Source organism: Streptomyces sp. NPDC002566, from assembly GCF_042889585.1.
In the GTDB taxonomy this organism is placed as follows: domain Bacteria; phylum Actinomycetota; class Actinomycetes; order Streptomycetales; family Streptomycetaceae; genus Streptomyces.
The window spans coordinates 95,856-107,830 of record NZ_JBIARD010000013.1 but is presented as its reverse complement, the minus strand read 5'-3'; the positions used below and the strand labels follow the sequence as shown (position 1 = coordinate 107,830).

At 68.4% G+C, this 11,975-nt stretch carries 11 protein-coding genes and 1 pseudogene; 9 read left to right on the top strand and 3 right to left on the bottom strand.

Translation table 11 applies throughout. The annotated features are described in order from the left end of the window. Positions 1–112: 112 nt before the first annotated feature. Positions 113–733, bottom strand: a complete 621-nt coding sequence (locus ACFYXA_RS34435; RefSeq protein ID WP_352247829.1) for a class I SAM-dependent methyltransferase — start codon at positions 731–733, stop codon at positions 113–115. 306 nt (positions 734–1,039) lie between these two features. Here ACFYXA_RS34435 and ACFYXA_RS34430 point away from each other — a divergent pair, with 306 nt between their 5' ends. Further along, positions 1,040–1,942 carry a tRNA (adenine-N1)-methyltransferase gene (locus tag ACFYXA_RS34430; protein WP_130444212.1) on the top strand — a complete coding sequence of 301 codons (903 nt, stop codon included), beginning with the start codon at positions 1,040–1,042 and terminating at the stop codon, positions 1,940–1,942. A gap of 202 nt (positions 1,943–2,144) precedes the next feature. Further along, entirely contained in the window at positions 2,145–2,711 is a 567-nt protein-coding gene (locus tag ACFYXA_RS34425) for a hypothetical protein (RefSeq protein ID WP_389040423.1), read from the top strand. Positions 2,712–2,808: 97 nt separating this feature from the next. On the opposite strand, the gene ACFYXA_RS34420 is transcribed toward ACFYXA_RS34425, so the two are convergent. After that, a complete protein-coding gene (locus tag ACFYXA_RS34420) occupies positions 2,809–3,114 on the bottom strand; it encodes a ferredoxin (RefSeq protein ID WP_130444216.1) in 306 nt (101 codons plus the stop codon). Positions 3,115–3,357: 243 nt separating this feature from the next. Between ACFYXA_RS34420 and arc the strand changes: the two genes are divergently transcribed. The 6 genes from arc (at position 3,358) to prcA (ending at position 9,518) form a co-directional block, all read left to right on the top strand. Continuing rightward, the gene (gene arc / locus ACFYXA_RS34415; RefSeq protein WP_130444220.1) at positions 3,358–5,124 is read left to right on the top strand and encodes a proteasome ATPase; all 1,767 of its coding nucleotides are present in this window, start codon (positions 3,358–3,360) and stop codon (positions 5,122–5,124) included. 231 nt (positions 5,125–5,355) lie between these two features. Next, the gene (dop, locus tag ACFYXA_RS34410; RefSeq protein ID WP_351098318.1) at positions 5,356–6,867 is read left to right on the top strand and encodes a depupylase/deamidase Dop; all 1,512 of its coding nucleotides are present in this window, start codon (positions 5,356–5,358) and stop codon (positions 6,865–6,867) included. 190 nt (positions 6,868–7,057) lie between these two features. After that, a complete protein-coding gene (locus tag ACFYXA_RS34405) occupies positions 7,058–7,276 on the top strand; it encodes a ubiquitin-like protein Pup (protein ID WP_351098317.1) in 219 nt (72 codons plus the stop codon). A 122-nt stretch (positions 7,277–7,398) separates the two neighbouring features. Then, a complete protein-coding gene (locus tag ACFYXA_RS34400) occupies positions 7,399–7,911 on the top strand; it encodes an endonuclease VII domain-containing protein (RefSeq protein ID WP_352247824.1) in 513 nt (170 codons plus the stop codon). After that, on the top strand, positions 7,863–8,708 hold the full coding sequence (prcB, locus tag ACFYXA_RS34395; protein ID WP_389040415.1) for a proteasome subunit beta: 846 nt from the start codon (positions 7,863–7,865) through the stop codon (positions 8,706–8,708). Before ACFYXA_RS34400 ends, prcB begins: the two co-directional genes overlap by 49 nt. Positions 8,709–8,768: 60 nt before the next feature. Then, the gene (gene prcA, locus ACFYXA_RS34390) at positions 8,769–9,518 is read left to right on the top strand and encodes a proteasome subunit alpha (protein ID WP_130444229.1); all 750 of its coding nucleotides are present in this window, start codon (positions 8,769–8,771) and stop codon (positions 9,516–9,518) included. Between the two features lie 89 nt (positions 9,519–9,607). Here the strand turns inward: prcA and ACFYXA_RS34385 are convergent, their stop codons facing one another. Continuing rightward, positions 9,608–10,666, bottom strand: a complete 1,059-nt coding sequence (locus ACFYXA_RS34385) for a LacI family DNA-binding transcriptional regulator (RefSeq protein ID WP_352247821.1) — start codon at positions 10,664–10,666, stop codon at positions 9,608–9,610. Positions 10,667–10,711: 45 nt separating this feature from the next. On the opposite strand from ACFYXA_RS34385, the pseudogene ACFYXA_RS34380 reads away from it, so the two are divergent. Then, a pseudogene (locus ACFYXA_RS34380) lies at positions 10,712–11,972 on the top strand (MFS transporter). Positions 11,973–11,975: the final 3 nt, after the last annotated feature.

Here is an 11,975-nt window from a genome sequence, read left to right as displayed (position 1 = left end):
CCACCCTTCCGGAGCCGCCTCCGGTCCGCCCCTTTTCACAGGGCCGCCCCCCCCAACCCCCACCCCCCCGCGGGCTTTCCCGCCCCCCACACCCCAACCCGCCCGGCCCAGCTCAGCCGGCCTTCGTCCCCACCAGGACGAACTCGTTGTACGGGAACACCTTCCCCACCGAGCGCGGGAACGGGAAGGAGAACGCCCGCGCCACCGTCAGCCCCGCCTTGTCCGCATGCCGGCGCAAATCCTCGAAACCCACGAAACGCACATGCGTCGCGTCCGTCTTGTAACCGGCCTCCTGCGGAGTGATCAGCACCACCCGGCCCCCCGGCTTCACCAGCGGCAGGTACTGCGCCAGCACATCCGCGCCCAGCGCCTCGTCCATGTGCTCCAGGACATGCGCGCACAGCAGCGAGTCGAACGACCCCGGGCCGCAGTCCGGCGCCTTCGCCAGCTCCTCCGGCACATACGCCGTCAGCCCACGCTCACGACACGTCGCCACCGAATGCTCGTTGTGGTCCACACCCACACTGTCCGGCCCGCAGTTCAGCAGGTTCCGCCCCAGACCGCAGCCCACGTCGAGAACCCGCCCCAGCCGAAGCCGCTTCAGGTTCCACCGGTACGGCGCCTGCGTCGGCAGGAACCGCTTGATCCCCGAGGTTTCCAGCCGGGCGAGCCGCTTCGTGTAGTCGGAGCCCTCCGTGCTCGCCTCGGGCTTACCGTTCTTGGCCTCGGACATCGATGACCGCCATTCCCAGATGAGAGATCGACAACGGGCCACACCGGCGGAACGAACGGAACCCACAAGGAAACCCCAAGCGCGGGCCCGCATCGCGTCCCGCCCTCGCGGCCCATGTCCCACCCGCCATGTGACCTGATCCACAAGGCTATGAGGCACAAGGGAACAGGTAAAGCCGAACCGGCCGATGCCCGCAAGCAATTTCGACCAGCCACCCCGCCCCCGGCCGCACCACCCCCCCCCGACGAACACCCGCCCCCCACCATCGTGGTCGGCGACCCCCGCAAACGCCGGTAGTCTGGTCACATGTCCGAACCGACCGGTGCCGCCCGCAGGCGCGGGCCCTTCAAGGTCGGGGACCAGGTTCAGCTGACCGACCCCAAGGGCCGCCACTACACGTTCACGCTCGAAGCCGGAAAGAACTTCCACACCCACAAGGGTTCCTTCCCGCACGACGAACTGATCGGCGCACCCGAGGGCAGCGTGGTCCGCACCACCGGCAACGTCGCCTACCTCGCGCTGCGCCCCCTGCTCCCCGACTACGTCCTGTCCATGCCCCGCGGGGCAGCCGTCGTCTACCCCAAGGACGCGGGGCAGATCCTCGCCTTCGCCGACATCTTCCCCGGCGCCCGCGTCGTCGAAGCCGGCGTCGGCTCCGGCTCCCTCAGCAGCTTCCTCCTGCGGGCCATCGGCGACGAGGGCATGCTGCACAGCTACGAGCGCCGCGAGGACTTCGCCGACATCGCCCGGCAGAACGTCGAACGCTACTTCGGCGGCCCCCACCCCGCCTGGCAGCTCACCGTCGGCGACCTCCAGGACAACCTGTCCGACCCCGACGTCGACCGCGTCATCCTCGACATGCTCGCCCCCTGGGAATGCCTCGAGGCCGTCTCCAAGGCCCTCGTCCCCGGCGGCATCCTGTGCTGCTACGTCGCCACCACCACCCAGCTCGCCCGGACCGTCGAGTCCATCCGCGAGATCGGCTGCTTCAACGAGCCGACCGCCTGGGAGTCGATGATCCGCAACTGGCACATCGAAGGCCTCGCCGTCCGCCCCGACCACCGCATGATCGGCCACACCGGCTTCCTGCTCACCGCCCGCCGCCTCGCCGACGGCGTCGAGCCCCCCATGCGCCGCCGCCGCCCCGCCAAGGGCGCCTACGGCGAGGACTACGCCGGCCCCAACGCCGACGCGGGCAACGGCCGCTGACACAACGCCCCCTCAACGCCACGACGCCGTGACCGAGTTCCCCGCCACACCAAGGAACCCGGCCACGGCGTCACCGCGTTGACACCCCGCCCCACCCGGCGCCCCACCGGCCCGGCCCCGCACCCCGCCGTTCCCCCGCACTGTGACGTGTGGCACGATGCTGGCCACCCCACCCCCCGGCACAGCCCAGGAGACGCACCTCGTGCAGCAACCCGCCGTCCCGGAACTGGCACACACCCACACCCGGCCGATCCACTGGCTAGCGACCGCCACCGCCCTGGCCGCCGTCATAGCCCTCTCCTCGGTCCTCCAACCCCGGCCGGCGACCGCCGCCCAGACCACCGACCCCCACCCCGCCACCGTCGCGGCGCCCGCCACCACCGGAATCGACTTCCCCCTCCGGTGCGGCCCCGTCAAACCCCTCGTCGTCAAGAAAGCCACCGGAGACCTCGACGGCGACGGCAGGCCCGAAACCGTCGCAGCCGTCCACTGCGACTCAGCCATGGGCACCCCACCCGACGGCCTCTACGTCCTCACCCAAGGCGCCGACACCCCCCACCCCCGCCTCGTCGCCACCCTCCTCGACCCCGAGGAACGCAGGACCGTCACCGCCCTCACCGTCCAGGACGGCGCCGTCCTCGCCACCTACCTCGGCTACTCCTCAGCCGACGTGCCCAGTTGCTGCCCCGACGTCAGAGCCGACGCCAAGTGGCGCTGGAAGGACAACCTGTTCATCCGCTCCACCCCCGCGGGCACCCACACCGTCTGACACCCGCCCACCGCCCCCACGCACCCCGCGCAGCGGCCGGCACCCACAACTCGCCCCTCAGGCAGGCCTCACCGCGTCACCCCACGCGCACGCGCACTCACTCAGCGTCAGGGCCGTACACCTCGACACTGTCCGAAACCCTTCGCACATGGATGCACTCACCCGGACACTCCCGCGCCGAATCCACCACATCCGTCAGCAACGGCAGCGGAACCGGCGCCGACGCCCCCGGAGCCTGCAAAAGCTCCTCACCCGCACCCTTCACATACGCCAGCCCGTCGATGTCCAGCTCGAACACCTCCGGCGCGTACTGCGCACAGATGCCGTCACCGGTACAGAGATCCTGGTCGATCCAGACCTCCAGCGCCTCACCGCCGACCACCGCATCCTGCTGCACGCCCATATCTCCTGCCGTTTAGAACCGAGCCCCACGGGAACCATGCGAGCCCTGACGGGTGTTGAACACTTCGACCCTACCTCTGGCGGCTTTCCAATCATGTTCGGTGGGTATTCCCCTGGCGTGAGGGAGAGCGCAAGGGTGAAGATCGGACACACCCCGACAGTCTTTGTGATCTAGGGGTTTCAATCGACACCCACCCAGGTAGGGTCTGGAAGCGTCCAGCTCCCCTTGGAGGAGGTGAGGACCGTGGCAGCCCACGACGACGACATGAACCGCGGCATCCGCCCGGGACGAGGGTCCGACGACCCGGCCGGGCAGATTGCCTACCTTGAGCAGGAGATCGCCGTCCTGCGACGCAAGCTCGCCGACTCTCCGCGGCACACGAGGATTCTCGAAGAGCGGATCGTCGAGCTGCAGACCAACCTGGCCGGCGTGTCCGCTCAGAACGAGAGACTCGCCAACACACTCCGCGAGGCCCGCGACCAGATCGTGGCCCTCAAAGAGGAAGTCGACCGGCTCGCCCAGCCGCCGGCCGGCTTCGGAGTCTTCCTGCAGGCCAACGAGGACGGCACCGCCGACATCTTCACCGGAGGCCGCAAACTCCGCGTGAACGTCAGCCCCGGCGTCGAGCTCGAAGAGCTCCGACGCGGCCAGGAACTGATGCTCAACGAAGCGCTCAACGTGGTCGAAGCCATGGAGTTCGAGCGCGTCGGGGACATCGTCACCCTCAAGGAGATCCTCGAGGACGGCGAACGCGCCCTGGTGCTCGGGCACACCGACGAGGAACGGGTGGTACGGCTCGCCGAGCCGCTGCTGGACGTCACCATCCGCCCCGGCGACGCCCTGCTGCTCGAACCCCGCTCCGGCTACGTCTACGAAATCGTCCCCAAGAGCGAGGTCGAAGAACTCGTCCTCGAAGAAGTCCCCGACATCGGCTACGAACAGATCGGCGGACTCGGCGGCCAGATCGAAGCCATCCGCGACGCGGTCGAGCTGCCCTACCTCTACCCCGACCTGTTCAAGGAGCACGAACTGCGGCCCCCCAAGGGCGTCCTGCTCTACGGACCCCCCGGATGCGGCAAGACGCTCATCGCCAAGGCCGTCGCCAACTCGCTGGCCAAAAAGGTCGCCGAAGTCACCGGCCAGGCCGCCGGCAAGAGCTTCTTCCTCAACATCAAGGGACCCGAGCTCCTCAACAAATACGTCGGCGAAACCGAACGCCAGATCCGCCTCGTCTTCCAGCGAGCCCGCGAGAAGGCCAGCGAGGGCACCCCCGTCATCGTCTTCTTCGACGAGATGGAATCCCTCTTCCGCACCCGCGGCTCCGGAGTCAGCTCCGACGTCGAGAACACCATCGTCCCGCAGCTCCTCGCCGAGATCGACGGCGTCGAAGGCCTGCAGAACGTCGTCGTCATCGGCGCCTCCAACCGCGAGGACATGATCGACCCGGCGATCCTGCGCCCCGGCCGGCTCGACGTCAAGATCAAGATCGAGCGCCCGGACGCCGAGGCCGCCAAGGACATCTTCGGCAAGTACCTCACCGAACGCCTCCCCCTGCACTCCGACGACCTCGGCGAGCACGGCGGCAGCAAGGCCACCACCGTCGACAGCATGATCCAGACGGCAGTGGAACACATGTACGCCGAATCCGAGGAAAACCGCTTCCTGGAAGTCACCTACGCCAACGGAGACAAGGAAGTCCTCTACTTCAAGGACTTCAACTCCGGCGCCATGATCGAGAACATCGTCGGCCGCGCCAAGAAAATGGCCATCAAGGACTTCCTCGAAAAGAACCAGAAGGGCCTCCGCGTCTCCCACCTCCTCCAGGCCTGCGTGGACGAGTTCAAGGAGAACGAAGACCTCCCCAACACCACCAACCCCGACGACTGGGCCCGCATCTCCGGAAAGAAGGGCGAACGGATCGTCTACATCCGCACCCTCATCACCGGAAAGCAAGGCTCCGACACCGGGCGCTCCATCGACACGGTGGCCAACACCGGACAGTACCTGTAAAACCAGGGCGGCTGCGGGTGCCCTCCACGGGGGTACCCGCAGCCGACTGCTTTTCGGGCCACGGCTGGAGCAGCCAATGACGCAAATGATCTCCCCGCCAGCGCAGAGCCGTTCTAGGCTCTTCCGTACCGCCGGGCGCAGTGCGGGGACGGGCACCGCACACGCACCGGAGCACCCGCGGTACTGGAGTGGCGCCCACGACCGAGGGCGCCGCCGGGCAAGGAGGGCCGCATGACCGTACGGCGAGTAATGGGCATCGAGACGGAGTACGGGATCTCCGTCCCCGGCCACCCCAACGCCAATGCCATGCTCACCTCATCCCAGATCGTCAACGCCTACGCGGCCGCGATGCACCGGGCCCGCCGGGCCCGCTGGGACTTCGAGGAAGAGAACCCCCTGCGCGACGCCCGAGGATTCGACCTCGCCCGCGAGGCCGCCGACGCCAGCCAGCTCACCGACGAGGACATCGGCCTCGCCAACGTCATCCTCACCAACGGCGCCCGCCTCTACGTCGACCACGCACACCCCGAATACAGCGCCCCCGAAGTCACCAACCCCCGCGACGCCGTCCTCTGGGACAAGGCCGGCGAACGCATCATGGCCGAAGCAGCCGAACGCGCCGCCGCACTCCCCGGCGCCCAGCCCATCCACCTCTACAAGAACAACACCGACAACAAAGGCGCCTCCTACGGCACGCACGAGAACTACCTGATGAAGCGGGAAACCGCCTTCTCCGACATCGTGCGCCACCTCACGCCCTTCTTCGTCTCCCGCCAGGTCTTCGCCGGAGCCGGCCGCGTCGGCATCGGCCAGGACGGCCACGAGCACGGCTTCCAGCTCAGCCAGCGCGCCGACTACTTCGAAGTCGAGGTCGGCCTGGAGACGACGCTGAAACGCCCCATCATCAACACCCGCGACGAACCGCACGCCGACGCCGAGAAGTACCGCCGCCTCCATGTGATCATCGGCGACGCCAACCTCTCGGAGATCTCCACCTACCTCAAACTCGGCACGACGGCCCTCGTCCTGTCCATGATCGAGGACGGCTTCATCGCCGTCGACCTCGCCGTCGACCAGCCCGTCCGCACCCTCCACCAGGTCTCCCACGACCCGACGCTCCAGCGCCTCGTCACCCTGCGCAGCGGACGCACGCTCACCGCCGTCCAGCTCCAGATGGAGTACTACGAGCTGTCGCGGAAATACATCGAGGAACGGTACGGCGCGGACGCCGACGCCCAGACCAAGGACGTCCTGGCGCGCTGGGAGGACACCCTCACCCGCCTGGAGAACGACCCCATGAGCCTCGCCGGCGAACTCGACTGGGTCGCCAAACGCGAACTCATGGAGGGCTACCGGCGCCGCGACGACCTCGACTGGGACGCCGCCCGCCTGCACCTCGTCGACCTCCAGTACGCCGACGTACGGGCCGACAAGGGCCTGTACAACCGGCTCGCCGCCCGCGGCCGCATCAAGCGGCTGCTGGACGAGGCCGAGGTCGAGCGGGCCAAGGCCAAGCCCCCGGAGGACACCCGCGCCTACTTCCGCGGCCGCTGCCTGGAGCAGTACGCCGACGACGTCGCCGCGGCGTCCTGGGACTCGGTCATCTTCGACCTTCCGGGTCGGGACTCGCTCCAGCGGGTCCCAACCCTCGAACCTCTTCGCGGAACGCGAAATCACGTCAAGGAACTCCTGGACCGCTGCCGGACCGCGGAAGACCTGGTCAGGGTCTTGTCGGGCGGCTGACCGGGTACTCGGCCGGACCCGGGCGAGCGGGGTGAGAGCCCCGCCGTCCGGGAATCATCGAGGTGGCGCCCGTACGTTCCAGGAACTGCGGGGCCGATGTCGGACCCGGCTTGTAGGGTCTGATCATCACCGATCGGCAGGAAAGCCGACCTGTCGACCCATGTCGGGCGAACTGAGCGGGGTGAGGGTAATGGCGACCAAGGACACCGGCGGCGGCCAGCAGAAGGCGACGCGCTCCACGGAGGAGGTCGAAGAGCAGGCCGCGGAGACGCAGGCCTCGGACGACCTCAAGGAGCGCCAGGAGAAGCTGAGCGACGATGTCGACTCGGTTCTTGACGAAATTGACGATGTACTCGAAGAGAACGCCGAGGATTTCGTGAGGTCCTTCGTTCAGAAGGGTGGGGAGTGATCTCACCTTCGATGTGAAGGTGAGACCGGGGAAGCTTCCAAGTGGACAAAGATTCGCGGACGAGACGCTGCTCTCGGTGTAAGCAGCACCTGCCGCAAGTGGCGTTCGCAAGCAACAAGTCCATGCCCGACGGTCTCCAGGCGTACTGCCGGGAGTGCGCTGCCGCGTACTACCGGCAGCGCCAGGAGGCCAAGGGCAAGAAGGTCCGGCAGAAGGTCTCCGTTCCGGAGGGCTTCAAGCGGTGCCCTCAGTGCGAGGAGGTCAAGCCCCACTCCGCCTGGGAGCGCAACAAGTCCTCGTCGGATGGCTGGGCCAGCTACTGCCGAGCATGCCGGGCGGAGAGGAACCGGATCAGCTACTTCAAGCGCAAGTACGGCCTCACGCCGGCTGACTTGGAGGCGCTGATCGCGGAGCAGCGCGGCGTCTGTTGTATATGCCTCGCTGCTCCTGCGGAGCATGTGGATCACTGCCATCAGACGGGTAGGGTCCGTGGCGTACTGTGCTTCAGCTGCAATGCAGCACTGGGGCAGTTCAAGGATCGGCCCGATGCCATAAGGCGGGCTGCCGCTTACGTGGAAGGAATCGCGTGGAAGCCAACACTCGTAGCACCGGGCGTCTACCAGCTGCCTTCCTGACGCCTGGGTCCTCGTCCTTCATGGACTTTCTCTCCGAGCACCAGCCGGAGCTGCTGCCGGGCAAGCGGCAGCTGCCGCCGACGCAGGGTGTCATCGAGGCGCCGCACGGGACGACGATCGTGTCCGTGACGTTCCCGGGCGGTGTCGTGCTCGCCGGCGACCGCCGGGCGACGATGGGCAACGTCATCGCGCAGCGGGACATCGAGAAGGTGTTCCCGGCGGACGAGTACTCCGCGGTGGGCATCGCCGGCACGGCCGGTCTGGCGGTGGAGATGGTGAAGCTGTTCCAGCTGGAGCTGGAGCACTTCGAGAAGGTCGAGGGCGCTCAGCTGTCGCTGGAGGGCAAGGCGAACCGGCTGTCGACGATGATCAGGTCGAACCTGGGCATGGCGATGCAGGGGCTGGCCGTGGTGCCGTTGTTCGCCGGGTTCGACGTGGACCGGGGCAAGGGGCGGATCTTCTCCTACGACGTCACGGGCGGGCGTTCGGAGGAGCAGAACTACGCGGCGACCGGTTCGGGTTCGATCTTCGCGCGTGGTGCGATGAAGAAGCTGTTCCGTGAGGACCTGACCGAGGAGCAGGCGACGACGCTGGTGGTGCAGGCGCTGTACGACGCGGCTGACGACGATTCGGCGACGGGTGGTCCGGATGTGGCCCGCCGGATCTTCCCGATCGTCACGGTGATCACGGAGGACGGTTTCCGCCGGCTGACGGAGGAGGAGTCGTCTCAGATCGCCCGGTCGGTGCTGGCTCGGCGTCTGGAGCAGCCGGACGGTCCGCGGGCGGCGCTGCTGTAGTGGGCCGGTTCCGCTGGTTCAGGTGATCGAGTGACTTTCACAGAAAGGGACGGATAACCGGTGTCGACGCCGTTCTATGTCTCACCTCAGCAGGCGATGGCCGACCGTGCGGAGTACGCGCGGAAGGGTATTGCCCGTGGTCGCAGCCTGGTCGTGCTGCAGTATGCCGACGGGATCGTGTTCGTCGGCGAGAACCCGTCCCGTGCGCTGCACAAGTTCAGCGAGATCTATGACCGGATCGGTTTCGCCGCGGCCGGTAAGTACAACGAGTACGAGAATCTGCGGATCGGTGGTGTGCGGTACGCGGATCTGCGGGGTTACACCTATGACCGTGACGATGTGACGGCGCGTGGTCTGGCGAACGTGTACGCGCAGACGTTGGGCACGATCTTCTCTTCGGCGGGTGAGAAGCCGTACGAGGTGGAGTTGGTCGTGGCGGAGGTCGGGGAGACTCCGGACGGGGATCAGATCTACCGGTTGCCGCATGACGGTTCGATCGTGGACGAACACGGTTCGGTCGCGGTGGGCGGTAACGCGGAGCAGATCAGCGGTTACCTGGATCAGCGTCATCAGGACGGCATGAGTCTTGCCGAGGCGTTGAAGCTGGCGGTGCAGGCGTTGTCGCGGGACACCAACGGTACGCAGCGGGAGATTCCGGCGGAGCGTCTTGAGGTGGCGGTGCTGGATCGTACGCGGCCGCAGCAGCGGAAGTTCAAGCGGATCGTGGGGCGTCAGCTGGCGCGTCTGCTGGAGTCGAGTGGTGCGGTGTCGGAGGCGGAGAGCGCCGAGGAGTCGGAGGACGATTCGTAGGCGTCGGTCCTGCTTGATGTTGCCCTGTTCTGTGCCCCGGTCGGTCTGCCGTCCGGGGCGCAGGGCGTTCGGGGGTGGTTCTGGGGCCTTCAGGGGGTGTGTGGGGGCGCTGTGGAGCCTCGGGTGATGAGGTGGACGGGGATGTCCTGTGCGTCCGGTGTGCGGCCGTCCAGGACGGCGAGGAGGGCGTGCATGCCGCGTTCGCCGAAGAGTTCGGCGTCGAGGTGGACGGTGGTGAGTTCGGGGTCGAGGGCGCCGGCGAGGGCGAGGTCGTCGATGCCGGTGACGGAGAGGTCGTCGGGGATGCGCAGGCCGAGGCGGCGGGCGGCTTTGTAGGCGCCGGCGGCGAGTTTGTCGTCGTCGCAGATGACGGCGGTGGGGCGGTTGTGGGGGTGGTGGAGGGCGGTGAGGGTGGCGGTGAGGGCGCCGTCGATGGAGATGGGGGCGGGGGCTGTGCGCAGGGTGGTTCCGGGTGCCGCGGCGAGGCGGGTGGCGAGTTCGCGGGCGCGGAGGTGGAAGGTCCAGGAGGGGATGTCGGCGGCGAGGTGGAGGTAGTGGCGGTGGCCGAGGTGGAGGAGGTGGTCGGTGATCTGGTGGATGCCGTCGGCGATGTCGAGGTTGACGGTGGCCGCGGCGGGGTGGGCGGCGGGGTCGCTGTCGAGCATGACGAGGGGGAGTTGGTCGCCGCTGATGGCGGTGAGGGCGTCGGCGGCCATGGAGGAGGCGATGACGCCGTCGAGGGCGGCTTGGGCGGAGGCGAAGGGGTCGCGGGCGGGGCCGACGCCTTCGGGGGAGGGGTAGAGGACGACGCCGAAGCCGTGTTCGGCGGCGATGCGGGCGGCGCCGGTGTAGACGCCGGCGAAGAATTCGGTGGTGAGGGCGGGGACGACGAGGAGGACGGTGCGGGTGCGGCCGAGGCGTAGGTGGCGGGCGGCGAGGTTGGGGCGGTAGCCGAGGTCGCGGGCGGCTTGGCGTACGCGTTCGGCTGTGGTGGTGGAGACGCGGCCCTGCCATTTGTCGCCGAGGACGAGGGAGACGGTGGCTTGGGAGACTTGCGCGGCTTGGGCGACGTCGCGGCTTGTGGGGCGGGTGCTGCCTCGTGCCACCGTGGGCCTGCTCTTTCGTCTGGACTGGTGAACAGCGCACATGGTACGTATGACGGACGACGTTATACGTACAACTAAGGCGGTTCGATGGCGGCGGGATACGGCGAGATCCTCAGGGCGAGGCATGCGGCCCGGCTGCTCGCGGGCACGCTCGTGGGGCGGTTGCCCAATGCGACGGCGGCGATCGCGATCGTGTTGTTCGTGCGGGGCGAGGGGGGTGCGTACAGCCTGGCGGGCGCGCTGGCCGCGGTGTACGGCGTGGCCAACGCGGTCGGTCAGCCGCTGCTGGGGCGGCTGGTGGATCTGTACGGGCAGCCGAGGGTGCAGTTGCCGGCCGCGCTGGCGTCGGCGCTGGCGATGGCGGGGTTCGCCCTGTCGGGCACGGGGGTGCTGCCGCTCGCGTATGCGGCCGTGGCGGCGGCGGGGCTGTTCACGCCGCCTCTGGAGGGCGGGCTGCGGGCGTTGTGGCCGTCGGTGCTGCGCCGGGAGGACCAGGTGCACACGGCGTACGCGTTGGACGCGGTGGCGCAGGAGGTGATGTTCACGGTGGGGCCGCTGCTGGTGACGGTGTGCGTGTCGCTGTGGTCGCCGGCGGTGGCGCTGGTGGTCATCAATGCGTTCGGGGTGCTGGGGGCGCTGTCGGTGGTGGTGTCGGCGCCTTCGCGGGCGTGGCGGTCGGCGCCGCGTGAGGCGCACTGGCTGGGTGCTCTGCGGTCGCCGGGGCTGCTGGTGCTGTTGGGGGCTTTTCTGTTCGTGGGGGTGGCGCTGGGTTCGATCACGGTGGCCGCGGTGCCGTATGCGGACGAGCACGGTGGTGATGTGGTGTACGGCTGGCTGATGGCGGCGGTGGGTCTGGGGGCGCTGGTGGGCGGTCTTGCGTACGGGGCGCGGGAGTGGCCGGGTGTGCCGGAGCGGCGGTTGCGGGTGCTGGTGGGGTTGCTGGCGGTGTGTTATCTGCCGTTGCTGCTGGTGCCGGGTGCGGTGGCGATGGTGGCGTTGACGGCGGTGGCGGGGGTGTTTCTGGCGCCGGCGTTGGCTTGTGCTTTTGTGATCGTGGATCGTCACGCTCCGCGAGGGACGGTGACGGAGGCTTTCTCGTGGCTGGTGACGATGTTCACGGTGGGGATGTCGGTCGGGACGGGTGTGGCCGGGCCGGTCGTGGAGCGGGGTGGTGCGGTGTGGGGGTTCGCCGTGCCGGGGGCCGCGGGTGCGGTGGCGTCGGCGGTTCTGCTGGCCGGGGGGGCGGGTGCTGGCGCGTCCGTTGGGGGGCGAGGTCGTTGCGGCTTCATCGGAAAATGATCCGAACCGTGCTGTCGAACCCCGTTTCAGTTCTGGTGATCGGGCGTAATGT